At 47.2% G+C, this 26,298-nt stretch carries 20 protein-coding genes, 1 tRNA gene and 1 pseudogene; 12 read left to right on the top strand and 10 right to left on the bottom strand.

The features are described 5' to 3' along the window. Nucleotides 1–43 precede the first annotated feature (43 nt). Complete coding sequence (locus tag LLH06_RS00110; RefSeq protein WP_228171204.1) at nt 44–982, bottom strand: aspartyl protease family protein; 939 nt, start codon at nt 980–982, stop codon at nt 44–46. 408 nt (nt 983–1,390) lie between these two features. Between LLH06_RS00110 and LLH06_RS00105 the strand changes: the two genes are divergently transcribed. Together LLH06_RS00105 and LLH06_RS00100 are read left to right on the top strand one after the other, a co-directional pair. Next, nucleotides 1,391–2,356 (top strand): tryptophan 2,3-dioxygenase family protein, encoded by a 966-nt coding sequence (locus LLH06_RS00105; RefSeq protein ID WP_228171203.1) that lies wholly within the window; start codon nt 1,391–1,393, stop codon nt 2,354–2,356. Between the two features lie 76 nt (nt 2,357–2,432). Beyond that, a complete protein-coding gene (locus LLH06_RS00100; RefSeq protein ID WP_228171202.1) occupies nt 2,433–3,329 on the top strand; it encodes a glycerophosphodiester phosphodiesterase family protein in 897 nt (298 codons plus the stop codon). Between the two features lie 598 nt (nt 3,330–3,927). Here the strand turns inward: LLH06_RS00100 and LLH06_RS00095 are convergent. Continuing rightward, the gene (locus LLH06_RS00095) at nt 3,928–4,113 is read right to left on the bottom strand and encodes a hypothetical protein (protein WP_228171201.1); all 186 of its coding nucleotides are present in this window, start codon (nt 4,111–4,113) and stop codon (nt 3,928–3,930) included. Nucleotides 4,114–4,223: 110 nt separating this feature from the next. Here LLH06_RS00095 and LLH06_RS00090 point away from each other — a divergent pair, with 110 nt between their 5' ends. Next, nucleotides 4,224–5,114, top strand: coding sequence for an SPFH domain-containing protein (locus tag LLH06_RS00090; RefSeq protein WP_228171200.1), 891 nt, complete (start codon nt 4,224–4,226; stop codon nt 5,112–5,114). A gap of 220 nt (nt 5,115–5,334) precedes the next feature. On the opposite strand, the gene LLH06_RS00085 is transcribed toward LLH06_RS00090, so the two are convergent. Further along, nucleotides 5,335–6,852 carry a glycoside hydrolase family 10 protein gene (locus LLH06_RS00085; protein WP_228171199.1) on the bottom strand — a complete coding sequence of 506 codons (1,518 nt, stop codon included), beginning with the start codon at nt 6,850–6,852 and terminating at the stop codon, nt 5,335–5,337. A 375-nt stretch (nt 6,853–7,227) separates the two neighbouring features. Here LLH06_RS00085 and LLH06_RS00080 point away from each other — a divergent pair, with 375 nt between their 5' ends. The 9 genes and pseudogenes from LLH06_RS00080 to LLH06_RS00040 all read left to right on the top strand — a co-directional run bounded on the left by LLH06_RS00080 (nt 7,228) and on the right by LLH06_RS00040 (nt 15,421). Then, nucleotides 7,228–8,139: a hypothetical protein gene (locus LLH06_RS00080; protein ID WP_228171198.1), complete on the top strand. Its 912-nt coding sequence runs from the start codon at nt 7,228–7,230 to the stop codon at nt 8,137–8,139. 153 nt (nt 8,140–8,292) lie between these two features. Then, nucleotides 8,293–8,835, top strand: a complete 543-nt coding sequence (locus LLH06_RS00075; RefSeq protein ID WP_228171197.1) for a YceI family protein — start codon at nt 8,293–8,295, stop codon at nt 8,833–8,835. A gap of 9 nt (nt 8,836–8,844) precedes the next feature. Continuing rightward, nucleotides 8,845–9,954 carry a type III polyketide synthase gene (locus LLH06_RS00070; RefSeq protein ID WP_228171196.1) on the top strand — a complete coding sequence of 370 codons (1,110 nt, stop codon included), beginning with the start codon at nt 8,845–8,847 and terminating at the stop codon, nt 9,952–9,954. 3 nt (nt 9,955–9,957) lie between these two features. Further along, nucleotides 9,958–11,085, top strand: a complete 1,128-nt coding sequence (locus LLH06_RS00065) for an NAD(P)/FAD-dependent oxidoreductase (protein ID WP_228171195.1) — start codon at nt 9,958–9,960, stop codon at nt 11,083–11,085. Between the two features lie 101 nt (nt 11,086–11,186). After that, entirely contained in the window at nt 11,187–11,957 is a 771-nt protein-coding gene (locus tag LLH06_RS00060; protein ID WP_228171194.1) for a UDP-2,3-diacylglucosamine diphosphatase, read from the top strand. 176 nt (nt 11,958–12,133) lie between these two features. Next, nucleotides 12,134–13,207 (top strand): peptide chain release factor 1, encoded by a 1,074-nt coding sequence (prfA, locus tag LLH06_RS00055; protein ID WP_228171193.1) that lies wholly within the window; start codon nt 12,134–12,136, stop codon nt 13,205–13,207. A 62-nt stretch (nt 13,208–13,269) separates the two neighbouring features. Beyond that, nucleotides 13,270–13,343, top strand: a tRNA-Asp gene (locus tag LLH06_RS00050). A 249-nt stretch (nt 13,344–13,592) separates the two neighbouring features. Then, on the top strand, nt 13,593–14,852 hold the full coding sequence (locus LLH06_RS00045) for a site-specific integrase (RefSeq protein WP_228171192.1): 1,260 nt from the start codon (nt 13,593–13,595) through the stop codon (nt 14,850–14,852). A 23-nt stretch (nt 14,853–14,875) separates the two neighbouring features. Next, nucleotides 14,876–15,421 (top strand): annotated as a pseudogene (locus LLH06_RS00040) (ORF6N domain-containing protein). Between the two features lie 2 nt (nt 15,422–15,423). On the opposite strand, the gene LLH06_RS00035 reads toward LLH06_RS00040, so the two are convergent. From LLH06_RS00035 to LLH06_RS00005, 7 genes are all read right to left on the bottom strand, one after another. Beyond that, nucleotides 15,424–20,121 carry a DUF3320 domain-containing protein gene (locus tag LLH06_RS00035; protein WP_228171191.1) on the bottom strand — a complete coding sequence of 1,566 codons (4,698 nt, stop codon included), beginning with the start codon at nt 20,119–20,121 and terminating at the stop codon, nt 15,424–15,426. Nucleotides 20,122–20,391: 270 nt separating this feature from the next. Beyond that, nucleotides 20,392–21,585 (bottom strand): site-specific integrase, encoded by a 1,194-nt coding sequence (locus LLH06_RS00030; RefSeq protein ID WP_228171190.1) that lies wholly within the window; start codon nt 21,583–21,585, stop codon nt 20,392–20,394. Between the two features lie 51 nt (nt 21,586–21,636). Continuing rightward, nucleotides 21,637–22,302, bottom strand: coding sequence for a hypothetical protein (locus LLH06_RS00025; protein ID WP_228171189.1), 666 nt, complete (start codon nt 22,300–22,302; stop codon nt 21,637–21,639). 118 nt (nt 22,303–22,420) lie between these two features. Then, nucleotides 22,421–23,722 carry a HEPN domain-containing protein gene (locus tag LLH06_RS00020; protein ID WP_228171188.1) on the bottom strand — a complete coding sequence of 434 codons (1,302 nt, stop codon included), beginning with the start codon at nt 23,720–23,722 and terminating at the stop codon, nt 22,421–22,423. Nucleotides 23,723–23,727: 5 nt separating this feature from the next. Continuing rightward, a complete protein-coding gene (locus LLH06_RS00015; RefSeq protein ID WP_228171187.1) occupies nt 23,728–23,961 on the bottom strand; it encodes a hypothetical protein in 234 nt (77 codons plus the stop codon). A gap of 193 nt (nt 23,962–24,154) precedes the next feature. Next, complete coding sequence (locus tag LLH06_RS00010) at nt 24,155–24,604, bottom strand: hypothetical protein (RefSeq protein ID WP_228171186.1); 450 nt, start codon at nt 24,602–24,604, stop codon at nt 24,155–24,157. After that, a complete protein-coding gene (locus tag LLH06_RS00005) occupies nt 24,567–26,162 on the bottom strand; it encodes a hypothetical protein (RefSeq protein WP_228171185.1) in 1,596 nt (531 codons plus the stop codon). The genes LLH06_RS00010 and LLH06_RS00005 overlap by 38 nt, the downstream gene beginning before the upstream one ends. Nucleotides 26,163–26,298: the final 136 nt, after the last annotated feature.

The following is a 26,298-nucleotide window of genomic DNA, read 5'->3' as shown; positions in this document are numbered from 1 at the left end:
CCGCTGGAACACGCGTGCCGCGTGTGTAATTCTATACACCACACTACTTCAACCAATCAAAATAATTACTATGCAGTAGGTCATTGGGTTCGAGGTAGATCTTGTTGTGGGCAAGATCATAGGTGATGTTGAAACGCTTTAAAAAGTTGTTGCCCAGTACGCCTTGCAGGTCGGGCGAGGACATGAGGCCTTTGGTGGCGGTGGCCAGTCCGGTAGGTAGGGTGTAAAAACGCAGGTTGCCTAAGCGTACCTCGGGCATGCGCACAACGTAAAGTTCGCTTTGGTTACCGTCAGATCCTGTGGCGGTGCTAATGGCAATGGTCTTGAGCTGATCACGAAACTGGTGGCGGGTAACAAAAGGGGTGGTCAGGTCGATGGCCGCGTCCGATCCCGTATCCATCTCGAACCAACCTTGATAACGCTTTTTGTTCACCACCACGGCCCCTTTAATGGCCGGCACATGCTGCAACCACTTCACTTTTACAGGGCGGGCCGAGCCTGGATAGCGGAAGGTATCCTTATCAAAAAAGTAAAGTTTCCGCTTTTTATGGTCTACCCTGATCACGTAACGCTTCATCACATTGATCCCCAGCACACCGTCAAAAGGGTGACCCGGATAAGGGATGGATAGCAGCCTGATGCCCGTAAGCGTGATGCCACCCAGATGCAAAACGTTGTTGTTACTGGCCTTTACGGTGCTGATGCCGTTGGCGCCTTGGTTGCGCACCTCACCGTCCATGGTCAGCTTCAAAACGTTCAGGGCAATGCTATCGGTGATCACCATGGGCGAAGCGCCCGTATCGAACAAAAAGGTCAAGCTGTCAGAATTATTCACCCGGCACTTAAAATAGATCTTTTGCGCCTTCAATACAAAGGGGATCACCGCAAGCGTATCATTATGCTGGGCCAGCGCAGGGTACATGCCCAAAAGCATCAATAAAGTAATGATCGAGCGTTTACAGGCATCAGGGGAGTAACTCATCAACAGGATTTATGTACATGACGCGTTCCCACACCGAACGTGACAGCTGGGCGGGGTTATTTTGATCCTCAGTGTGATCACAGAACCGCCTGAGCAAGTGCCACTATCGGAGAAACGATCTAATGGTGCGGTGATAACACCGACCATGGGCTTGAACATGATCAACTATTACTGTCATTCTGAACTTGTTCCAGCATCCCACATGCTAGTAGCTCCGGTGTTACTTGTCCTGAGAGATGCCGATATACATCGGCATGACAGGGTGGTTTGGTTGGGGTGACCGATCGATCACATGTGTACGATGTTTCGACTACGCTCAACATGATAGGGTAAAGACCGCTCACAGTGACCTATAACACGGAATGAGGCTGATGTTCAGATAATGACTTTACATTATTACCTTTGGATATGCAAATTTCGCCTGAGATAGAGCAAAGGCTGGGCCAGCTGCAGCAAAAGTACGAGGCCATGGGGCAGGATATGTCGTCATACCTGGATGGCCTGTTGTATGCCGAGTTCCTGACCTATTGGGATTACATTAATTTGGATACGCTGCTAAGCCTGCAAAACCCCAAAACGCCCTTCCCCGACGAGCAGATCTTCATCATCTATCACCAGATCACGGAGCTGTATTTTAAAATGGCGCTGAACGAGTGCCAGCAGATCGCCGAGCACGAGGCGCTTACGGTGGAATTCTTTACCGCGCGCATGCAACGCATCAACCGGTATTTTGAGGCCCTTACGCAATCGTTCCAGATCATGGTAGATGGGATGGACAAGGAGCAGTTCTTAAAATTCAGGATGTCGTTACTGCCGGCCAGTGGTTTCCAGTCGGGCCAGTACCGCATGATCGAGATCCACGCCACCGATTTTATTAACCTGGTAGCTAAGGATAAACGTACCGAACTGGCCGGAGGCACCATTGCCCAACAGTTCGACGATATCTACTGGAAGTATGGCGCCACCGAACTATCTACCGGTAAAAAGACGTTGACGCTTAAACAGTTCGAAAAAAAGTACGCCAAAACGTTCATCGCCCTGGGCGAGGCCAGCATTGGCACCAACTTTTACGCTCTGTACCGCAAATTGCAGGAAGCGGGTGAGCCCGTTACCGCGCTGGAGAACGAGCTGCGCCAGCTCGACATTAACGTGAACGTGAACTGGCCGCTGGCCCACTACCGCTCGGCGGTGCGCTACCTGCACCGCGAACCGCATGAGATCAGCGCCACCGGTGGCACCAACTGGCAAAAATACCTGCCTCCGCGTTTTCAAAAACGCATCTTTTATCCAAGCTTGTGGACCGCCGATCAAAAAGAGGAATGGGGCAAGGCCTGGGTAGATAAAGTGCTGAGCGAGGTACAGCCTGCCACCTGATCCGGTTTAACATTAAGGTAACATCAGGGACCTATTTTTGAGTGCCGGCCTTTGCGGCCGCACATCTTTAACGCCCATGAAAGTTACCACACTGGCCGCTCTTGGCCTCGCGATCACCATAAGCTGTAAGGCACAAATGAAAGCATCTAAACCCGCGCCGTTCCCTGCCTTTGATACCGAGGCACACCGGGGCGGCCGCGCGTTGATGCCTGAAAATACCATTGCCGCCATGCTGAACGCCGTTGACCTGGGCGTGACCACCCTCGAGATGGACACCCACATCACCAAAGACGGCAAGGTGGTACTCTCGCACGATGACGGCTTTAACCCGTTGTTCGCCCTTACGCCTGACGGGCATGAGATCAGCAAGGCCGATGCCGAAAAGTATGGGCTGTACCAGATGAACTACGTAGATATAGCCCGTTTTGATGTAGGGTCGAAGTTCTATGAAAAGTTCCCGCAGCAAAAAAAGATGAAGGCGAATGTGCCGCTGCTATCGGCCGTGATCGATAGCGTGCAGGCGCACCTCAAAGCTACCGGCAAACCGCAGGTGTTCTATAACATCGAGACCAAGAGCAAGCCGGCTAACGATGGCAAGCTGAACCCTGACCCCGATACATTCGTGAAACTGCTGATGGAGGTGATCGAGGCCAAAAAGATCACGCCTTACGTGATCATCCAGTCGTTCGATAAGCGTACGTTGCAGGTACTGCATAAAAAATATCCGGAGGTGCGTACCTCTTACCTGTTGGATGGCAAGAGCAGCACCCTCGCGGCCGACCTGACCGATCTGGGTTTCGTGCCCTTTGCCTATAGCCCGGCCTACAAACTGGTTACCGCACAAATGGTGGCCGACTGCCACGCCAAAGACATCAAGATCATCCCCTGGACGGTGAACACCGTCCCCGAGATCAGCGCCCTCAAAGCCTTAGGCGTAGACGGGGTCATATCAGATAAGCCGGATCTTTTTTAGGGTTGCGGGCGGTGGGTTGCCGGTTGCGGGTTGGGTGTTGTGAGGTGTGTGTTGTGAGGAAGGAGCTCTGAAGGAATAAAGCCAAAGATGGATAGTCCAGGAAGCAGGCGCGCTGCGTATGGTCAATTGTGCATAATAAATTGAAGATATTCCAAACCGTCTGGTGAGATACAAGTTCCCCTACGCACCTCGCACCTCGCACCTCGCACCTCGCACCTCGCACCTCGCACCTCGCACCTCGCACCTCGCACCTCGCACCTCGCACCTCGCACCTCGCACCTCGCACCTCGCACCTCGCACCTCGCACCTCGCACCTCGCACCTCGCACCTCAAAAAAGTGTTACAGCCCTGAAACAGAATTCCCCAAATTTCCCCACTTTTTAGCGTTGCGAAATTCGTAAAAACCCAACTTTTTCCAGAAAAAACGACATTTATCCAAAATGTAACACCAGATGTAACACTTTTTGATGCAAATGTAACAGTGAAACGCAACGTCCCTAACAGCTTTTAAACAGCAAAGATCTGATCGGTGCCATTTTTTACAAATTTGGCAATGATCAGATCTTCGGTTTCCTGAAGGGAAGAATGGTAGCCGGTCTTAGCTCTCGTCCTTGGTGTTCTTCACCAGGCCGATGCCTGAAAAGAAAAAGATCACCGAGATGATACCTACCACTACCAGTGTGGTGGTGTTGCCTGCATGGTTGATCACCTGCATACCGGCATAAATAAGTCCAATGATACCCAGGACGGTCAATACAGCGCCGAACGTACGTTTTAAGTTCATATCTTTTTGATGATTAGTGTTGTTTCAATAACTTTTGGTCTATATTTAAACACACTTTATAACAACAAATCATGTATGTCGTTTGGGTCCTCGTCATTATTTTAGTCTTAGTGTTATTTACCTCGTTCGTGACCATCAGGCAGGGCACGATCGGTGTGGTCACCGTTTTTGGTAAATACCGCCGCATCCTGTTACCCGGGCTTAATTTTAAGATCCCGCTCATTGAGGTGCTATACTCACGTATATCTATTCAGAACCGTTCGGTAGAGCTTGAATTTCAGGCCGTAACGGTAGATCAGGCCAATGTGTATTTCAAGGCCATGCTGCTGTACTCGGTGCTTAACCAAAGCGAGGAGGCCATTAAAGCGGTAGCCTTTAAATTCGTTGACGAGCGCAATCTCATGCAGGCGCTGGTGCGTACAGTAGAGGGTTCTATCCGGGCATTTGTGGCCACCAAACGCCAAAGCGATGTGCTCATCCTCCGCCGCGACATCGTGGAACATGTAAAAGAACAGATCGATAACATACTGGAAGGCTGGGGCTATCATCTGCAAGACCTCCAGCTCAACGATATCACCTTTGATGATGTCATCATGCGCTCCATGAGCCAGGTAGTGGCCTCTAACAACCTGAAAGCCGCCGCCGAGAATGAGGGGCAAGCACTGCTCATCACCAAGACCAAAGCCGCTGAGGCCGAGGGTAACGCTATCAAGATCGCTGCCGAGGCCGAGCGCCAGGCGTCGCAGTTGCGTGGTCAGGGTGTGGCTTTGTTCCGCGAGGAAGTAGCCAAGGGTATGACGGTGGCCGCCAAAGAGATGCAGCAGGCCGACATGGATACATCAGTGATCCTGTTCACCATGTGGACCGAGGCGATCAAGCACTTCTCAGAGAACTCGACCGGCAACGTGATCTTTTTAGATGGTTCGGCCGAAAGCATGCAAAAGACCATGAAGGAAATGATGAGCCTCCAGGTATTGCAAACAGATGTGGCAAAAAAATAAATGAATGCGGCTGATAATGAGCCTGATGAATTTATTTTGCAGCATCACCACTTTAAGTTGTAATAACTTAACAGTGCTGCCGTTCTATAACCAGTACTACCTTTAATATGGGGGCGTTATCTAACCTATTCAAATAAGATAGCGCCCCTATAGTCCACTCCCTCCCAAGTTCATCCTGAAAGATAGTTTACAGTAGTTAAAATGGCTGTTTTGTTGATGCTTAGCGGTAGCTTACCGTCACTGATACCGGGTCGCTCTCGTTCTTGAGCCTATCGATCGCTGTTACGATGTACACGTAATTCTTACCTTTTTCGGCCGTAGCGTCAATGCTCGCGGTAAGCGGATTGTATTGTATATGCAGGATGTGTGTAGGGTCAGAGATATCGATGCGTTCGCCCTGGTAAAAGCGGTAGATCACGTATCCATACACCAATTCCTTATCCTTGGCCAGGAAAGGTGTTTGCCAGTGCAGCTGCAATCCATTATCGGCACGGGCCACTAACAGGTCACGTACCGGGTTCGGCGCCACCGAATCGAGCCATAACATAGGCGGCGGCAGGGCCGGGTTCTTGTAGTAGTTATTCTTGAGCGAGTCGTTCACTCCGCCATAATTACGCCTTAACGATGCCGAGCTAAAGAATACGCTACCCTGTACCCTTGGGTTATTACGCAGGTAACGGATCTGAGCGGGTATCTGGTCCGGGTTCTTGAAACCTGAATTGCGAACCTCGCCTATGCGGTAGGCGCCCTGGCCAATATATAGATGACGGTTATAGGTGTGCTGGCTCCACCAGTCGGTCAGCTTTTCAAAAGCGGCCGCGCGGTTGCCAAATGGCCAGTAGATCTGTGGGTTAATGTAATCGATCCAGCCTTCTTCTATCCATCTGCGCGAATCGGCATACTGTTCATAAAAGGATGAGCCGCCGCTCGTGGCCGAACCTTCGGGGTCCTGGCCGGCATTCTTCCAAATCCCGAACGGGCTGATCCCGAACTTTACGAAGGGCTTATACTTATGAATACTGTCGGCCAACATATGGATCAGGGTATCCACATTGTCGCGCCGCCAATCACGGATATCGTCAAAATCTTCGGCACCATACTTTTGAAAGGTGGCCTGATCGTTGATCTTTTGGCCAGCGATCGGGTATGGATAAAAGTAATCGTCCATATGTATGCCGTCCACATCATAGTTCTTCACCACATCCAGGATCACCTGAACGATGTATTCACGCACATCGGGCAAACCAGGATTGAAAAGCTTGCGGCCGCCATAGGTAAAGAACCAATCGGGATGAACACGGGTAACGTGTTGCTCACTAACAGCTCCGCCATCCATGGTCGCCCGGTATGGGTTGAACCAGGCATGCAGTTCCATGTTGCGTTTATGAGCCTCGTTGATGGCGAATTCAAGCGGGTCGAAGCCATCGGCAGGCGCCAGGCCCTGCTGGCCGGTCAACCATTTCGACCATGGTTCGCGGCTTTTCGCGTAAAAGGCATCAGCAGCCGGGCGAACCTGGAACATGATAGCATTTAGCGAGGCCTGTTCGTGAAAATTAAGGATGTTGATCAGCTCCGAACGTTGGCGTTCTACGGTAAGGCGGGGAGCACTGGGCCAGTCGATGTTGGTCACGGTAGCTACCCAAACACCCCTGAACTCACGTTTAGGATGCGGATGAAGCTGCTTTATGGTATCCGTTTGTGCAAATAGGCCAAGGCACCAAAATAACGCAATTATCATCAACACCGATCGTTTATTCATACACGCGAGCAATTTGTTTAACGGGTGGGCAAAGATATATAACTTAGGTTTAGCACGTTTAGTATCTGCATTAATTTTGCCTGGTTTTTGCTTTTATGCTTAATGTAATTATTTTTAGCGCACCTTAATACCAACCTCGACCCCACTGTCACCGCACTGAACAACAGATCGCCGGCTACTTTTATCAAGGATATAAAGTGGCTGATCTTTTACCTTCAGTGCAGTTATTTAACTAAAATTATAATCTGATCAAGATAAAAGACCAGTTCAAACAAAAATGTTTTGACTTGCTTTATCAGTTTTACAGACCTGGTACGTTATAATTGCAAGCCGGATGATCAATTGAATTAAACTATGGAAAACAGATCTGAACAACCTTCTAAAAAGAACTCGAATGTTATTTACTTCCTGATCGCGGTGGTAGTGGCATTGCTGGGTACCGATGTGTACCTCTATATGCAAAAAAAGCAGGATGCCAAGATCATTTATCAGCGCGACGACGAGAAACACCGTTTACAGACCGAGCTGGACAGTTTGGAGGCTCAGATCGAGCAGGTGAATTCGAGCAAGGCCAAGCTGAGCGCCGAGATGCAGGCCCGTACCGATTCATTGCAGAACAAGATACAAGTACTTAAACGTGCGTTGGCCAAAGGTCAGCTGAGCGTTGCCGAGCTGAAACATGCTCAGGAAGACATCAAGCAGCTGCGTTACTTTGTGACCAAGTACACTGCTGACATAGAAGAGCTGAAACAACAGAACGCTTCATTAGCCACTGAGCGCGATACCCTGAAGAACCAGGTTGCTACCGTTACTCAAAAAGCTACCAGCCTTGAGGAGCAGAACAAAGAGCTGAACACTAAAGTTAAAGTGGCATCGGCCCTGAAAATGGGTTCGGCCGAAGTGGTGGCTTACAAGATCAAGAACAGCGGTAAAGAGGTTGACGTGACCCGTGCCAGCACCGCTAAAAAGATCAAGATCAACTTTACCGTGGCCAGCAACGAAGTTGCCGAAAAAGGCTTGCATGATGTGTACGTACGCATCACCGACCCTGCAGGTAACCTGATCGTGATGGCCGATAGTGGTGTTTTCACCGCCGATGGCCAGGAATTACAATATACCTACAAGACCAGCATCGATTTCAAAGATGATGGTTCTACATACACCATTGACTGGGTGAATCCAGAGAAATTCGTGAAGGGTGATTATACCGTATTGTTATACGCCGATGGTTTTACCATGGGTAAAACAGCGTTCAAATTAAAATAGGCTTGATGGCCGATCATCAAAAAGATCCCCGCCTGTGTTAAACGGACGGGGATCTTTTTTGTCTGTAGGTTGCTGTAGGTGTTCATCATGATCTGATGTAAGCGCAGCCTTTGCGTAATATTTTTAAGTTTGTGTACAAGAATCTTCAATAGTATGAAAAAGCTCTTTTCTATAGCCTTAATGCTCATGGTATCGGCACTTGCCTTTGCCCAGGTCAAACATACCGTTACCCGGTCGGCGGTCACCTACCAGATCAAGAATATGGGCATCAAGACCACCGGTAAATTCGGGGGACTAACGGCCGATATCGACTTTGACAAGAATAAACTGGCTACCAGTAAGATCGAGGCCAGTATAGACGTCACCACCGTTAACTCTGAGAACGAGATGCGCGACAACCACTTAAAGGCCGAAGACTACTTTGACGTGAACAAACACCCTAAGATCACCATGGTATCGCGCTCTTTCGCCGCTAAGGGTGGCAATAATTACCTGGGTATGTTCGATATCACCATTAAAGGAAAAACAAAACCGGTCGAGGTGCCTTTTACCTATACCGAGAATGCTAACACCGGTTTGTTCAAAGGGTCTTTCAAGATCAACAGGAAAGATTTCGGTATCGGCGGTAACAGTATGGTACTGGGCGATGAGGCCACGGTAGACCTACTGGTCGAGACCACCAAGAGCAAGCCATAACAATTATGTATGGGCAGTTGTATCAGTTCAATAGGCATCGCTAACCCGCCAGCGCAGGTAACGCAGCAACAAGCGTATGAGTTCATGGCCGATGCGTTCGGCCTGAGCACTGATCACTCCAAACTGCTCAAAAGCATTTACGAAGGTTCGGGCATCGAAACGCGTTACACCGTGATCGATGATTTTTCGGCAGACCCAGCCGACCGTACCTTTTTTGAGCCGACCGCTGACCTGGAGCCCTTTGTGACCACCGAAAAGCGCATGACGCTTTATCAGCAAAAGGCGATCGAAGTGGCCGTGGCCGCTGCCCGGGATTGCCTGTCGCGGTATAATGAGTCGATATATAGCCAGATCACCCACCTGGTCACCGTAAGTTGCACAGGAATGTATGCCCCGGGCATCGATATAGACCTGGTGGAGCGCCTGGGACTATCCAAACATACCGAACGCACTTGCATCAACTTCATGGGCTGTTATGGCGCCATCAATGGCCTTAAAGCAGCCGACCACATATGCCGTGCCGAGCCTAACGCCAAAGTGCTGTTGGTGAGTGTAGAGCTTTGCACGCTGCATTTTCAAAAACACAATACGTTGGATAATTGGGTGGCCAACTCGCTCTTCGCTGATGGGTCGGCCGCGGCACTGATCGAGAACTCGTCGAACAGGGGCAGCGATGCGCCAGCCCTGGAGCTAAAGACCTTCTACTCAGAGTTCATGCCTGAGAGCCGCAGCGAGATGGGCTGGTATGTGGGCAATACCGGTTTCGAGATGAAGCTGACCTCAAAAGTGGCCAAGCAGATCCGCAAGCACATTAAAGGTGTTACTGAGCGTTTGTTGCAAAAGGCAGGTCTCGAGTTCAGCAATATCGGTGCGTATGCCATCCACCCAGGAGGCAAAAAGATATTGGAGGCTGTAGAGCAAGCGCTTGAACTACCCGAAGAAAGCAACCTGTACGCTTACGAAGTATTGCGGCAATATGGTAATATGTCATCGGCCACGATCTTATTCGTGTTAAATAAAATGATGGCGGCCGGTAAACAGTTAAGCAACACCAACCTGGTCAGCTTTGCCTTTGGTCCGGGGCTTACCGTAGAGGGTATGGTGCTCAAAATGCAATGATCCATGGCCGATGTGATCATTGTTGGAGGTGGGCTGGCCGGACTCGTGAATGCCTTATTACTGAGCCGGGCCGGGCTGCTGGTCACCGTTATCGAAAAACGTAGCTATCCCTTTCATCGTGTTTGCGGCGAATACATCTCTAACGAGGTACTTCCCTTTTTAGAGTCGATAGGCGTTGATGTTTTCGCGCTTGGCGCTGCGCATATCAAGCGTTTGCGACTTACCTCCTGGCGTGGTGCACAGCATACCAAAGACCTTGATCTGGGCGGATTCGGTATCAGTCGTTATACGCTCGATCACTATTTATATCAGCTATGTATGGCCAGTGGGGTGAGGTTCGCTTTAGACACGCAGGCCGACGACATCCAGTTCGCTGACGGCCTATTCACGGTGATCACCCGTGTCGAAACGTTCACCGCACTCTTAGTGATCGGCGCTTTTGGTAAACGGTCCAACCTCGATAATAAACTCAAGCGACGATTCTTCACCAGGCGCAGCCCATACGTAGGTATCAAGATGCACGCACAGATCGACCTGCCCGATGACATGATCCAGCTCAATACCTTTAGCAATGGCTATTGCGGTATGTCGAAGATCGAAGGCGACCGCTATTGCGTGTGTTCCCTTTCGCACCGTGATGATCTGCGGCGTTATGGCAGTATCGAAGAATTGCAAGCGCAGGTATTCGCTCAGAACCCCTATCAAAAGGCGATATACGAAAGTGCCGAATGGCTTTATGATAAGCCCGAGGTGATCAACGAGGTATCGTTCGAAAAAAAGGAACTGGTACACGGCCACATCCTCATGAGTGGCGATACCGCCGGCATGATCGCCCCGCTATGCGGCAACGGCATGACCATTGCCATGCACTCGGCGCGCCTGCTATCAGCCGCCATCATCAAATATTACCGGCCGGGTAAACCATTCAACCCAAAAGACAGACTCGCCTTAGAAAACACTTACAAGCGCGATTGGAACCGGCACTTTGCAATGCGGTTATGGTTCGGCAGGCGCCTGCAATCACTTTTCGATAATAAGGACCTGATGCATGTGGCCGTGAAGGGCATTAATATTATTCCTGGCCTTAGCGACCTGATCATTAAAGGCACGCATGGTAAGCCGTGGAGCTGATCGTTATTTGATCACACTGGCACATTTCGATGCGATCCCTTTTTAGTGAACACGTATTACCGTGTATGGCGGCAAAAGGTTATTTTTGGAAGCACATCGATATGACAGCACGCACCAAGATCTACTTTGCATCCGATATTCACTTAGGCGCTTTGGGTTACGCCAGCAGCCGTGAACGTGAGGCCCGCATTGTTAGGTGGTTGGATAGCATCAAGCACGATGTTGCTGAACTCTTCCTGGTAGGCGATGTGTTCGATTTCTGGTTCGAATACAGGACGGTGGTGCCCAAAGGCTACATCCGCTTTTTAGGTAAACTGGCCGAACTGGTAGATGCCGGCGTGAAGCTCTATCTGTTCAAAGGCAACCATGATATGTGGATGTTCGACTACTTTGTGAACGAGCTGGGTGCCACGATCATTAGCGATGAGCTGGTGCTGGAGCGACAAGGCAAACGCATCTACTTGCATCATGGCGATGGCTTGGGCCCGGGCGACAATAAATACAAGTTCCTGAAAAAGATATTCAGAAGCCGCTTGTGCCAGTGGTTCTTTGAGCGCCTGCACCCTAATTTTGGCGTGGGCATAGCCAACCGGTGGTCACAACACAGCCGTTTAGCCAACGCTGCCTCCAACGAGCAAAAACTGTTTGAGAACGAGTGGCTGGTCAGCTTTTCGCGCGAGACGCTGAAGACCACCCACTACGACTACATGATATTTGGCCACCGTCACATCCCTATGGTAGTAAAACTCACCGACCTAACCGAATATATCAACCTGGGCGAATGGGTGTTCAGCAACTCATACGCCGTGATGCACAACGGCGTAGTGAGCCTCGAATATTTTGAGGTAGCCGAAAAAGAGGTACAGCTGTAGTCCGCCGCCGCCTCCTACATTTTACGCTGCGCTTACCCATCAAACCATTGTAGCTCATATTTATATGGGCTTTCTTTCGTACCTTTGTGAACTTTTTTCGTAAGCTGAGGTGAGTCATGAAGTGTTCGTGCGATCTTATACCTCACCTACGAAAAGCCTTTTTAAACGAACAGACCATGTTAGATAAGTTAGAGTTGATACGCGACCGCTGGCAAACGGTAGAGGGCGAGCTAAGCAGCCCCGATGCGATGGCCGATATGAAGCGTTTTGCTCAATTGAATAAAGAATACAAGGATCTTACCGCTGTAGTGGACCAATATAAGATCTACAAGAACATCATCAGCAATATAGATGCTAATAAAGAGATCCTGGCCACCGAAAAGGATGAGGAATTCAGAGAAATGGCCAAGGCCGAACTGGATGCCTTGCTGGTGCAGCGCGATGAGAAGGAAGAAGAGATCCGCTTGATGCTGATCCCTAAAGACCCTGAAGATGCGCGCCCAGCAATCGTGGAGATCCGCGGTGGTACCGGTGGCGATGAGGCTGCCCTTTTTGCAGGCGACCTTTACCGCATGTACATGCGCTACTGTGAGCGCATGGGCTGGAAGACCGAACTGGTGGATTACACTGAAGGTACCTCTGGAGGTTATAAAGAGATCGTGTTCAATGTTAATGCCGAGGATGCCTATGGTACGCTGAAATACGAGTCGGGCGTACACCGGGTACAACGCGTGCCTGATACCGAGACCCAGGGCCGTGTACACACCTCTGCTGCATCGGTAGTGGTATTACCGGAGGCCGATGAGTTCGACATCGACTTGAAGGTAAGCGATATCCGTAAAGATCTTTTCTGCGCCTCAGGCCCGGGTGGACAGTCGGTGAACACCACCTACTCAGCCGTGCGACTTACACACATCCCTACCGGCATCGTGGCCCAATGCCAGGATCAGAAGTCGCAGTTGAAGAACTACGACAAGGCCCTGCAGGTATTGCGTTCACGTATATACGAAGTAGAGCTGCAAAAGCACCTGGAAGAGACCTCGAAAAAAAGAAAGACCATGGTATCTACCGGTGACCGTTCTGCCAAGGTGCGTACCTATAACTATCCTCAAGGCCGTGTTACGGAGCACCGCATCGGGTTGACAATATACAACCTGCCCAACGTGATGAACGGTGACCTGCAAGAGATCATGGAATCATTACAATTTGCCGAGAACGCGGAGAAATTGAAAGAAGGAACAGTAGCTTAAGATATTTCAAATAAATTTGGGAGTCTTAAAACTGATCTCTATATTTGCAATCCCAAACGGGAGGAGTGGTAGTTCAGCTGGTTAGAATACATGCCTGTCACGCATGGGGTCGCGGGTTCGAGTCCCGTCCATTCCGCAAAGTCAATATTAACGACAGTAAAAACGCCTTAAATGACATCATTTAAGGCGTTTTTCGTTTATACGGTACTCCAAAATATTCATTAAAGCTCATAGCTGAGGTGAGTAATTCGGGAGTCATTCAAAACTTGTAAAACAACTCCCGAATCAACCCGCAAGGGGTTGAAATGCAGCTCGTTCAGCAATTGAACATCTTGATTTCCGATGACCAATTAATCAAATTTGAAACTTTTAATTGATCAAAGGTATGAGAACCACACTCTCGTTGCTTTTCTCACTGAGAAAGCCCAAAAATTATTCTGGGGGCGGAAAGCCCATCTATTTGCGGATTACCGTAGACGGCCAGCGCACAGAGCTGACAACAGGACGCAAATGCGAACCTTTAAAATGGGATGGCGCTACTGGTAGGGCAATCGGCACAAAACAAGAAACGAAAACCCTTAACGCCTTCCTCGAAAACTTACAATATCAGATCTTTGAACTACAGCGTCAGATGACCTCTGCTGATGAGACAATCACTGCTGAAACAATAAAAAACCGATTCGTTGGGAAGGTTGAAAAGAGTCGAAATCTACTGGTCGTATTTGAAGACCACAACAACAAGATGCGGACGTTAATAGGTCAGGAGTATGAAAAGAGTACGTTGCAGCGTTACGAAACATGCCTAATGCATGTCAAGAATTTTATTGAGGAGGAATATCATGTTTCCGACATCCCGGTTTCAAAGATCAATTTCGCATTCCTCAATGACTTTGAGTATTATCTGCGAAGCGTTCGGAAGTGTGGTAATAACTCGGCCATCAAATACATCAAGAACCTGGGCAAGATAGTTCGCATCTGCCTTGGTAAAGGTTGGCTTAACGTTGATCCATATATCAACTATAAGCCAAAACAAAAGGCCGTACACCGGGAAGTATTGACCAAGGAAGAGTTAGACTGCCTGATTAAAAAGGAATTCAAAATAGAGCGGCTAAGGACTGTGAGAGATATGTTCGTATTTTGTTGCTATACCGGCCTGGCTTATGTCGATGTTCATAAACTTAAACGTTCAGAATTGATACAGGGTATCGATGGAGACCTTTGGATATATACGAACCGGCAAAAGACAGATACCATATCAAGGATACCGATTCTGCCGGTAGCGTTATCTATTATCCATGCTTATGAGGATCATTCCCAATGCTCGGTTAAGGATACTTTGCTCCCGGTCATGAGTAATCAAAAAATGAATGCTTATCTTAAAGAGATAGCGGACATCTGCAACATCGAAAAGCCACTGACCTTCCACATAGCCAGACATACTTTTGCAACGACCGTAACCTTAAATAACGGCGTTCCGATTGAAAGTGTCGCGAAAATGATGGGTCACACCAGCATCAAAACAACGCAGATATATGCCAATGTGATGGATCACAAGATTAGTGAGGATATGACGCAGCTTAAAAACAAGCTGGCTGGACAGCTCAATAAAGTAGTTCATGTTACACAAGGTTGTCACAGTTCGTGACAACCCTTTAAATCATTTTGGTCATGAAAGATAATTTAGTAGTACCCGAAGAGATGATCTCCAGTAAAATATACTACATCAGACGTCACAAAGTGATGTTAGACAACGACCTTGCCGAACTATATGATGTAGAGACCAAATAACTCAAACGTCAGGTCAGAAGGAACATTGAGCGCTTCGATGGTGAAGATTTCATGTTTGAATTAACACCTGATGAATATAAAGTTTTAAGGAGCCATTTTGGCACCTTAAAACAAGGGCAGCATTTCAAGTATGCTCCGATGGCGTTCACGGAGTTGGGTATCAGTATGCTTTCGAGTATATTGAACAGCCCAGCAGCGATACAGGTAAATCGGCGCATCATGCGAATATTCGTTCAAGTCCGTCAGGTTCTTGCTGATACCACCGAGATAAGGTTGGAGATCGAGAAGATCAGGAACGAGCTTTTCAACCAAGGAAAGAATATGGAGATTGTATTTGCCTACCTCGACGAGTTATCCAATAAAATAGAATCATCCAAGCCGTCGGTCAGCGGCAGACGGAGGATCGGTTATAAACCAGAGGAGTGAGTTCAACATTGTTTAAGAAATCCATTTTCCTTTTTTACAGTTCCGTTGTGCTCTGCGATCTTGATCGACTCCATCAGTATAAGTTTCATTTCTTCGGTAACTCTACTAAAGCCAAATAGCTTGGCAACCAACGTTGCAGCGGCTTCATCAGTGATGGCGATCGCTTCAGATACAACTTGTTTGATCGCTAAATTAAGTTCTTCCGGTGCAATGATCTGTAATCTTCTTGAAGAAGCCGGAAGTTGACTGCGATCACGGATCACGGGTTCTTCCATTTCATTATGCCAAAGAAACTCGCCTTTCATCTTGATCAAGCCATTCTGCTCGCTAAAATTGCAAGCTTGTGTAAGTGTATACTTTATACGCGACCCCACTTTTGATAAACCTGCTGCTTCCACCATACGCCGGGCCATTTCATCAAAATGCACAGGGCTTTCAACTTTTACTACTTCGGTGATCCAGGCTGCCAAATTACCGAAAGAGTGCAAATGCATTTCTTGATAACCGATGGCGGCTGGCAGGGTTGCTTGCTGATAGTAAGTGATCTTTGTACTTATTTCCTCAACCTTCTCACGCTCTAAAAGCCGTTGCTCTTCCTCATAAACTTTTATTTCCTGATCTACAGTGGCCGTTACGGCTTTAGCTTGTTCAATAGCTTCAATCAGACGTTTTAGTTCACGTTCGGGATTTCGGTACCAGTCTGTGCTCCACACTCGATAGATGCTCCAACCAAACATTTCCAGTACCTGTTCCCGCAAACGGTCACGGTCTGTAGCAGATCTGGCTTTGGCGTAATTTTGCCCGTCACATTCAATTCCAATAATATAACGCCCGGGGTTATGTTCGTCAACAATAGCAAGGTCAAGATAAAAGCCTGCCGACCCAACCTTACTTCTTACAATATATCCCAAAGCGGTCAACTGGTTTGCTACCTCATCTTCAAATGGCCTTATTTCTGTTACTATTGGCTCGCTGTTTTGCTCAAATTTTGCGTACTGCGCGAAATACAAGAAGCTTTTTAAAGCACGGATGCCAAATTTCGCATTTTCAGTAACACGTATATCTGCCGAAGTAATATTAGTGAACACCTCACACCGCATCTTCGCTCTTGTGATCAGTACATTCAACCGTCGTTCGCCGCCCTCATTGTTTAGTGGGCCGAAACTCATAGGTACAGTACCATTGTCTATCCGCCCGTAGCCGATACTTATATAGATCACATCACGCTCATCACCCTGAACATTCTCCAGATTTTTTATGAAGAACGGCTCGTGTGGATGATTTTTAAAAAATGTTTCTACTTCGGGGTGGTGACGGCGTTGTAATTCTAATGCTGCTTGTATGGCCTGCATTTGCGAGGTACTAAAAGCCACAACGCCTAAACTTAGCTCAGGAGACTGTTTGGCATGGGCAATGACCGCTTGAGCAACTTTCTCTGCTTCTACCGGGTTAGTACGTGTTTTTCCACGATCGTATACGGCGTCTGAAAGGTGATGAAAACGTAATCCAAGGCTTTGGCGTGAACCAGGACTTGGGAATATCACTAATTTATTTTCGTAAAACTCATGGTTTGATAAAGTGATCAGCGACTCATGGCGGCTACGATAATGCCATTTCAGCATACTGCTCGGTGCCCCTTGGCCATCACACATACCGAGAATGCTCTGCATATCAGCAGTTTGATTATCTTCATCCTCTACATCGGTGTTCAGCTTATCAAAGAAACTGGTTGGCGGCAATTGTTTCGTATCACCGACAACCACCAGTTGCTTCCCGCGCATAATAGCACCTAAAGCATCAACAGGTCGCACCTGGCTTGCCTCGTCAAAAATGACGAGATCGAACTGTATACTCCCCGGCGGAAGAAAATTGGCGATAGACATTGGACTCATCATCCATACTGGCTTTATGGCTTGCATAGCAGCCCCAGCTTCTTCAACCAACTTTCGTATGGCCATATGGCGCGCACGTCTATTAAATTCAGTTCTCAAAACGTTGACCTGGCCGCCAGCCTGTTGTTTGGGGATGTTTTCCCAATGTTTTAAAGCAACCCGCGCCCTGTTATAAACTAAGTTAAGTTGGTCAAGCCGTTTGAACTGATCAATGACGCTTTCATGGCTAACCCGTTCAAATTGGGTTAGCGCCGGATTTAGTTTAAAGGCCTGCTCGATCAGGTATTCATACCATGTCTTCAATAAAGAGGTTTTTAACCATTGCGCGGCAAACTCCCAACCGGTTGATACATCAACTAGAAAATCAAACCCGGCCTGGCTTGCTGCCTGAGCAAGATTATTCCAATCAATAACCAATTGTAGTTCCGCAAATCTTTCGGCACGTTTTAACCAGAATGCCGACTGCGCACGAAAGGTCATTGCAGCTATTTCTGATTGCTTTACGCCCCTCGACTCATTGAGTTTTAGCGTGGCAAATGTTGCTATCCGTTGTGATTCGATATTGGCTGCATGTTGCTTAAATTCACTCAAAAGATCAGCAGCACTGGTGGCAGCATCATTGTGTTTTAAAAACTCAAATAACTGACGACTGATCCGGGTTTCAGCAAACCGCTGATGTACATCGGCAAGATATTCAGCCGCACGACTTAAAGACGCCCATTCCGACCTTTGTTTTAACCAACGACTACCGAATAGGGATGCCGCTAATGGTTCTAACGCAGCCATCTCATTTTCCATACGCCTGGCCTCAGAGATCGTATCAACTATCTTTAATTTCTCAGAAAGTTCATCCGGTAGACCAACCTTTAAAAATGATGCCAGCCGTTGATTTGCCTGGCCATAACTACCTATCAGAAACTTATACCATTTTTTGCCGTGCGCTACCAAATTCTGACGAATGTCCAGAATATCCTGCGACCACGCCTCCGGCATAAGCTTGTCTTTATGATCTTTGTATAGCAGGTCAAGTGCTTGCCCTATGTCTATTAAATCACGAATATCCTGTTTCTTCAGCAGCCATACATCACTGCCTATATCAAGACCCGTAAGATCAGGAGCTTTAGATGCCACTTCTAATTCGGTAATTAAAAAATTCAACGAGTTACCGTCGTCGGCAAGTCCAAGTCCGGTAGAAGTTTGTACTCTTTCTGATAATTCACGCAACGCTGTAACCGCCTGACCGGCCTGCCTTACTTGTTCTAAAACGGGGCCTTTTTCATGTGGTAACAATACGGTGATCTCACTGCCCCAAAACAATAGATTTTGAGGGGTGCCAATATCACTAAGCCTGGCTTGAAGACGATCGCAGATAGCAGATGCCTCGCGGATCTTCTCAGCGTTCCAATGGTCAATATCAGGAAGGGATATTTTGAGCAGGTGTTGCTGACCGACCACTTTGTCAATTTGCAACAAGTACCCGATAACCTGATTAGTGCTCAAACCGCTACCGGCAATAGCTGTGTTCACTGCATTGCAATAACTGTTTAATTCATCGCGGGAATTGGCCAGTTGTTGAACTTCTTGTTCCAACTGGTTAACGGACGGCCTTCCCAGTTCCATAACTCGTTTCAGTTCCTCCAATAGGTCACGCTTATTGGCTTTATGACTATGTAATTCTAAACAAGCTTCTCCAAGCTGAACAGAATCCAATCGGCGCTTAACAACTTCGAGAGCCGCCATTTTCTCAGCGACAAACAAAACCTTTTTACCTTGACCGATAGCGTCGGCTATAATGTTAGTTATGGTTTGTGATTTCCCTGTGCCGGGAGGGCCTTGTATAACCAGATCATGCCCTTCATTAACTGCAAGGATAGCCTGCATCTGTGAACTGTCGGCATCAACTACTTTAAATAACGCGTTTGCGTTCGTTTCTTCATCGAGGTCTTTGTTGTCTTCATCATCAGGTTGATAGTCTGACTGAAAACCAGTTTCAAATAATGCTAATATGTTCTCATGTGATCCTGGCTGGTGGGTATCCGGCCATTTAGCAGCATCAAGATCATTATAGATCATGAATTTGCCAAAAGAGAAAAAGCCAAGTTCGATTTCGTCATTCTCTACAGACCATAGTTGTTCTTTCGCAATATGATCTTCTATCAACTTAAAATAAGAGTTAACATTCATATCCTCCGAATCAGGTAGATCGGGGATCGATAAATTAAAATCAGCCTTCATTTTGGCCTGCAATGATAAATTTGCACCGATGTCGCTCCCTGTATATTTTAAACGGAAACGTTCTTGTGCGCTTGAACGTTCAAGCTCTACTGGAATAAGCAACAGTGGTGCATACCGCGGCGTCTCTGTATTACCCTGCTCATACCATTTAAGCATACCGAGAGCCAGGTAAAGTATATTGACACCTTGCTCTTCAATGCTGGTGCGTGAGAAATAATAAGTATTTAGTAACCTTGTTTGTAGTTTCTGCTCTGTTTCGCTTGTTTGTAATTTGGTGTCCTGATAAGATTCCTCAGTTGGTTGAGCCAACTCAGGCACTTCAGTGTCATCTTCCACTGCTTCTTGATTACCTTTGTTGCCTTTCTTTTCCGGTATTCCTAAAAAGGTCATGGCCTTATTCTGCCTTGCAAGAATATCAAAGATGAATTCAGATCTTTCCTGAACTATTTTAAGTCCTTTCCCTTTAGGCGTTTTATAGTTGAGGAGAGGATTTCTTAAACCAAGATCCAATAACTCCTTACGTGAAGATTCAAGCTTCGCTTTTATAGATTCCAGCATTTGTAATAAGGTCAACAATTGTTGACGGTAATAACAAATTTAATCTAAGAATATAATTAAAGCAACTTTAATAAAAGGTGCTTAGAAATGATGAAAAAGTATATCCAGTCACATTTCACTTTATAGTAAGGACACTTCGCCATTACGTCGCGTAAACAACCGGAAGCAGCAAGCAGGAAAACGGTCAAGGCCGGTGCAAGCCAAAAAAGGATTGACTGCTATACCGCTTGTATAGCCTTGACGGTTCTCCTGCGCTGATATATTTCTGAACGCGGTGCAGTGGTTTTATTTAGAGAACTTGCTCATATACGATACCACCCGTTCGCGCTGCACTTTCGCGTAGAACTCCTCGGTAGTTGATATACGGCTATGGCCGAGCATGAAGGAAGCAACATCCACCGGCACATCATTATTGATCAGCACGGTGGAGGCAAAGGTCTTCCTGGCGATATGGTGGGTGAGGTTCTTAGTGATACCGACCTTCGAAGCCAGTTCCTTGAGATAAGCGTTCAGCTTTTGATTGGAGATCTTTGGGAGCAACAAACCATCATTATCAGGATAGCCGTACGACCTTAAGATCTCCAACGCTTTAGGCAGTAACAGCACGCAAACAGGACGTTTGGTCTTTTGCCTGACCATCTCGATCCATCGCCCTCCTTTCTTGTCATCTTTCAGATGCTTCAACCGAAGCGTCGAAACCTCCTGATAGGCCAAACCTGTGTAGCAACTGAAGACGAAAACATCCCATACCGCGCTTAACCTTTCTGTCAGTTCGTGTTCTTCCAGGATCTTTAATTCGTCGCCGTCGAGGTACACCACCTCTTTCACAAAGCGTTTCTTTCGGAAAAGTGCGAACGGGTCAAGCGCTAACCAGCCATGTGCCACAGCGATCTTCGTTATCTTTTTAACGCGTTCAATGGTCTTATTGACCGTATTCTGATTGTGCTTTTTCTGTGTTTTCAGGTAATGGTCAAGGTCTTGAAGAAAGCCCAACCGAAGCTCGCTCAAAGCAAGGTCAGGTTTACGGTAATGATGTTTGATGAACTCCGCGACGTGGCTTTTGATCAGGCCGAACTTAACCAAGGTAGCTTCCGAGTAGTCCTTGCCGACCAGTTCCCTGATCTGGGCCATATGGTGGTCGAATAAACCAAGTATGGTGCTGGCCACAACGGTCTTGCCGGAATAATGATCGAACAGCTCATCCACGGTAAATGCGGTATGCCACCTGATCAGCCCATCATATGACCTTAACAGGTGCTTTCGGATTGCGCTGAAACGGGCATTGACATGTTTTGCCTCAGCGGTGTTCCCGGTGTGCATGAACTTGCGGGCGTTCCAATCGTCCTCACGGAGAAAGCAACCTGTAGAGAACTGTTTACGCTTGCCGTCCAATGTTATCCTGCAAAACACGGGCATGGTCTCTTTACGGTTCGCACGCGAACGGTACAAGAAAAAGAAAATGTTCAAATTACCTACCATAAAATTATCAGTTAATGATGTAATGACAGGTAAACAGTTTGACGGATATGATCACTTAGGCCCTTTCACCGGATAGTCCTCGATTATTTTGTTCGCTATTCGTAATTCGACTATGATAAAGGCGGCTTCCACCGCCCGTAAAAAAAGTCGGTGAAAGACAACGAGGTCGTCACGTTTCATAGGCTGATATTCATATTGGCACGCGATGGCTGAAAAGGTCCAGTGGCTCATCTTTTGGCGGGCATCAAAAAGATCTTGATCGGCAAAGAACTTATGAATGATCTCAAATGGCGTCAACTCTTCATTGGGTTCAAGGAATTCAGGAAAGAGGTCCATCTCATTGAGTTCTTTCCAGTGACTTAAATGGTAAAGCGCTTTTTGAGACCATTTGATCGCTAAGCTTACTGGCTGTCCACGCTTAGCGATCTGCTTAGTGGTCATTTTATATTTTCTTTCGTAGATGAGCCATAGGGCGTCCAGCAGCGTATGGTATGTCATGAAACTATATAGGCAATCTACTATCTTGTCACGCTTCCATTTCTTCTTACCACTAATGGCGGCCACCAGCCACATCATCAGATCTCTTCTGATGAACGGCAAGGAACGTCCTGGGTAGAAAAAACTGTCTAAAACCGTGTAAGGATCGATCACGCGCTCGGGGCTGAGCATGATGGGCAGGTTGCGGACTGAAGGGTCAGAATTGTGAATGTAGAACATGGTCGTAGATCATAATTGTTCAATATGATACAGCAAGGCGGGGCGGCGTCAGAAACGAAGGCCGCCCGCCTGTACTGTTGTGTTAGAAAATGATATCATTATCTCACGTAGGTATTATTCAATCCTTTTCTAAACTGTCATGATATCGCTGGTAGACGGCTTCAGTAGTTCGGTAAAGTTGTTCGATCTTTTTGTAAAGTGCTCTTATCCGAAGTTGATCAGGGTCGAAGGTGTCACCGTAGTACGAACGCTTGTACGCTGTTCTCAGAAAAGTAAATTCACGTACACCTTCCCGCGTGTTCAACTCGAAAACCTCTTTAAGTGCTGTAGTAAAGAGCAAAGTGAAGCGAAGCAGTCTTGAAAGGTTATGCATTTGGATACGGTACCCGGTCACTGAATGTATGATCCCTTTCAGCAGCATTTCGGTAGCCTTGTGGAGGCTGAACGCTGCTAAACGATAATTGCCTATCTTCAAATAGAACTTAGCTCCTCTAAGCAGGTCTTTCCCTTGTTTGCCCCAGCGGTGCCAAAAGAAGGTAACGGATAATAGCGTTAAGCCATCGGGATGTATCCCGTTGTCCGTTACCTCCAAAGCCTCGTCCTTGTACACCAAATAGGCACGCTCGAAAGTATCATCCCAAAAACGGCCCTGGTTCGCGCTGTTCTCGATCGCGCTCGAACTTTTATGCAGGATGATATGTGCATGGGACAGGAATCTCAAATGGTCCTCGATGATCGTGCTCAGATGCCCCTCCTCGCGCTTTTCTTCATCAGCTACGAGTAATAGCAAATAGCAGATATAGGGTGCCGTTGTACTGCCTAAAAAGTAAATGGCCTGAACGGTGGGGAAACGTTCCAGGATGAAATCTTTTACTTTTTGCAACGCAAGTATCTCGGCAGGCGTTGGTTCGGGGTATAACGTGCGCAGGAAGTATCTTGGCTGCTTAATGTCTGGTCTTCCTTCGGGAATGGCCATCACATCGGGGTCGCTGGTAAGTGCGGTCTCCTTCGGTGGCGCTGTTTCGAGCGTGACCGTATCCAATGCGGCCTTTGACCGTTGGATGATCGACTTTATTCTTTTGGGCTCGTCGCTTTGGCGCTGGTAAACTATCCAGGCCGCATCGTACAGCTTGATCATGTGCTCATACACACCGATCACTTCTTCGGCAGTAAGTTCAGGTTCATAGTTCGAAGTTTCGCTCATCGCCATTAACAACCACTCAAAAAGATGATCGCGGTATACGGCGAGGCTGAATTCGTTGAACAATTGCTTCACCACGATGAATGGGTCGGCTATCTGCTTATCATACAGATTTGCCGGGTAGTGATCCCATGTTGCTTTCTCCTCGGCGAGTTGCTTTTCGGGGATGACAACATTTCTTTCGAATCGATTCTTGCGTTCATGTTCGAGTAAGAACATCGCCTCTACGAGTTCACATGATCTTGCCAAGTGTAAAGCAATTCGCCCGGGCCATTCTCTTTATTCGCGTAATATCCATTACTGACCACCAGATCGCGCCATTCCTTGAACCGTTTGGCGTGGTCATTCACAGAGCCGATCTGAAAGAACTCGTCGAGTACACTGATCGGCCTGACGATCTGTTCATGTTTAAGATATTTTGGTGCACTTTCCCATGGTGCATAACTGCCTGTATACATAGCGACCTCCCTTTGATCACCGGGTCTGCATTGACCGGGTATTTCAAAGGTCAGGTAGCTGCGTTTTGTAACCTACCAATAACATTTGTAACCCACCACCATTGATATGTATATTACAAGTCAACACATCAGCGTTCAAGTTGCGGGCAAGACGGACGAATGTAGGTCACCCCCAATTTTGGCTTTTGCCTCTTTATTCTTCAAGAGATACCCCGCTGAATTGTGTTCGATAAGCATTGTACTTCTTTCCGACCTTCTCTAGGATGATCACTGAATACTGGTTCATTCCGTTCCCTTCCTTTTTTACTAGTTCAACGAGCGACTTGAAGGTCATGACCGGCAAACTTCTGATCTCTCTTTCTCGGTAATTTCTTTGCGCGTGCTCGTCCTCCTTCCTAAAGAACATCGGATATTGACCGCGATACAAACAAGGACACAATAATTTATACGTAACCAATTTTTCCCCTGACACTATCTCGTAAGGACGCCCGTCCTTACGGATACTGCCGGTATCAACAACAAAATAGAGCGTTCTTTTTGTTGGCGTCGCTTGGTCCTGGGCATAGGTCTTTCCAAGCGAAAGGAATAACCCAAGTAAGATGATCTTAATGACAGTCATAGCTTGTGTAACTTTTGATTGCATTCTTGCGGTTTATATAAGTTTGGTTGTTCTCATCACCCCAGGTATTTTTGAATGCTTGTGTCTTTTCTAAGCCGACCCAAGCTACGGCTCTATAATTGTCCATGTTAATGCCTGGGCTGGTCCTCACCGCCGGATACTGGGTCTCTACGAACTCCTTAACACCCATTGCGATACGATCGATATTTTGAGATATGATCTGATGCTGAGCTGCGTTATCGTCAAAGGCTTGGCCATTAGTGGCCGCTTTCGTGCTTTCCTGGTTAAGACCGTATTGAACGTATGCATCAAATATTTGATCAAGCGGTTTATCATAATCTTGCGTGCTCATACCGGTCCATGGCCCGATGCCGTAAGGACCACCATGCTGTATCAAGATCTGAGCGATATATGCATGGTAAGCTTCGTGGATGTACGTACGGGCCACTTCGTACGCGAACCGTGAATTCACCCCTTGTTCGTCGAGATTGATATACACGTTCTTGTCGACATAATTCTTGTCAAAGACCGTTTGCCCGCTGTATTGAGAACCAAGATCTGCGAGGTTGAACTTCAACGAATACGAACCGCCGGAATTGAACTCGCTGACCAACATACTAAATGTAGAATTACCCTTTAGACCTAAAAGGATACATAAGGCTTTCGGATTATTTCTGAGCCTGTCTAGCACAGTGGTATCTTGCGGTGGTTGTGGATTACATGGATTATATACTTCCATGACCCTTTTGCCTTCTCTGATAAATTGAATGATATATTTGCAGTCGTTATTGGATCCACCATTCCCCGGATTTCCACCACCCTCGGCGATACCGCCACCGCAGCCATCGAATACTACCTTGAAGTTACCTTTACTATCCCTGATACTCATACTTTGAGCCTCGCATGTACATACGCTATACAGGTAGGTCGCCCCAACCAACACCTCGTTCACATAGTAGAACATGTACCAATCCTCACAATACATGACGTTAGGATTTTTCTTTGATAGCTCTGCGATCTTCGCTTTCGCCGCTACTTTTTGCCGTATCTTCATTCGCTCAATAACGATCCCCAACTCGTACTTTGCACTTTCATCGAACGAATTACGTAGGTTATATTTGACTAAGTTACCCGTAAAGCCCTTGATGGTCCTTTGATCAAAACCAGCGACCAGCGAACGCTCCTGATCTGACAGCTCTTGTTTATTACCAAAAAGTTCATAGATGTATCCTTGGAACACGGAATCCTTGACCGTTTTAAGGACCAGCAGCCGTCTAATTCCTTTACCGATCTCAAATTTTACGGTATTGGTGTCCAAGAGAGGTACGATCTTGTAGATCTTTTCGCTATCTGCCCTAAAGCTGAACGCTTTATCCCATAATAATTGCGTTTGCATTCTTCGTACAGCCACGCTGTCTTTTTTCTGCTTCGTTAACCAACTTCTTACAAATTCCGCCGTGCCATCCGGGCCATCGGGTTCGTCGCTGGAATAATGGTCCTTTTTACAGGCAATTAAAAGAATCGTGGTCAGGATAATAATGCTGGCGTACCGTAGTACGCTTGCAAGCGGTGATGTTGTCATTATGTGAAAGGGATAAGTGTCCCTTAAGATAGGGGATCGGTTTGGTTTAATTATGATCTTTAGAAAATATTATTAACAGGTCATTGGAATAGGATACAACTGCTATGCCTTGAAGTGAGCATTATTAAGCAATACA

It is taken from the genome of Mucilaginibacter daejeonensis, assembly GCF_020783335.1.
GTDB lineage: Bacteria > Bacteroidota > Bacteroidia > Sphingobacteriales > Sphingobacteriaceae > Mucilaginibacter > Mucilaginibacter daejeonensis.
The sequence above is the reverse complement of the archived record's forward strand: the minus strand, read 5'-3'. Positions and strand labels throughout refer to the sequence as shown.

Excerpts from the sequence above, each read along its gene's own strand:
- LLH06_RS00025 (WP_228171189.1), bottom strand. The coding sequence starts at position 22,302 with ATGTTCTACATTCACAATTCTGACCCTTCAGTCCGCAACCTGCCCATC.
- LLH06_RS00030 (WP_228171190.1), bottom strand. The coding sequence starts at position 21,585 with ATGGTAGGTAATTTGAACATTTTCTTTTTCTTGTACCGTTCGCGTGCG.
- LLH06_RS00110 (WP_228171204.1), bottom strand. The coding sequence starts at position 982 with ATGAGTTACTCCCCTGATGCCTGTAAACGCTCGATCATTACTTTATTG.
- LLH06_RS00065 (WP_228171195.1), top strand. The coding sequence starts at position 9,958 with ATGGCCGATGTGATCATTGTTGGAGGTGGGCTGGCCGGACTCGTGAAT.
- LLH06_RS00070 (WP_228171196.1), top strand. The coding sequence starts at position 8,845 with ATGGGCAGTTGTATCAGTTCAATAGGCATCGCTAACCCGCCAGCGCAG.
- LLH06_RS00005 (WP_228171185.1), bottom strand. The coding sequence starts at position 26,162 with ATGACAACATCACCGCTTGCAAGCGTACTACGGTACGCCAGCATTATT.
- LLH06_RS00060 (WP_228171194.1), top strand. The coding sequence starts at position 11,187 with ATGACAGCACGCACCAAGATCTACTTTGCATCCGATATTCACTTAGGC.
- prfA (WP_228171193.1), top strand. The coding sequence starts at position 12,134 with ATGTTAGATAAGTTAGAGTTGATACGCGACCGCTGGCAAACGGTAGAG.
- LLH06_RS00100 (WP_228171202.1), top strand. The coding sequence starts at position 2,433 with ATGAAAGTTACCACACTGGCCGCTCTTGGCCTCGCGATCACCATAAGC.
- LLH06_RS00045 (WP_228171192.1), top strand. The coding sequence starts at position 13,593 with ATGAGAACCACACTCTCGTTGCTTTTCTCACTGAGAAAGCCCAAAAAT.
- LLH06_RS00020 (WP_228171188.1), bottom strand. The coding sequence starts at position 23,722 with ATGTTCTTACTCGAACATGAACGCAAGAATCGATTCGAAAGAAATGTT.
- LLH06_RS00105 (WP_228171203.1), top strand. The coding sequence starts at position 1,391 with ATGCAAATTTCGCCTGAGATAGAGCAAAGGCTGGGCCAGCTGCAGCAA.
- LLH06_RS00010 (WP_228171186.1), bottom strand. The coding sequence starts at position 24,604 with ATGCAATCAAAAGTTACACAAGCTATGACTGTCATTAAGATCATCTTA.
- LLH06_RS00080 (WP_228171198.1), top strand. The coding sequence starts at position 7,228 with ATGGAAAACAGATCTGAACAACCTTCTAAAAAGAACTCGAATGTTATT.
- LLH06_RS00015 (WP_228171187.1), bottom strand. The coding sequence starts at position 23,961 with ATGTATACAGGCAGTTATGCACCATGGGAAAGTGCACCAAAATATCTT.
- LLH06_RS00075 (WP_228171197.1), top strand. The coding sequence starts at position 8,293 with ATGAAAAAGCTCTTTTCTATAGCCTTAATGCTCATGGTATCGGCACTT.
- LLH06_RS00095 (WP_228171201.1), bottom strand. The coding sequence starts at position 4,113 with ATGAACTTAAAACGTACGTTCGGCGCTGTATTGACCGTCCTGGGTATC.
- LLH06_RS00085 (WP_228171199.1), bottom strand. The coding sequence starts at position 6,852 with ATGATAATTGCGTTATTTTGGTGCCTTGGCCTATTTGCACAAACGGAT.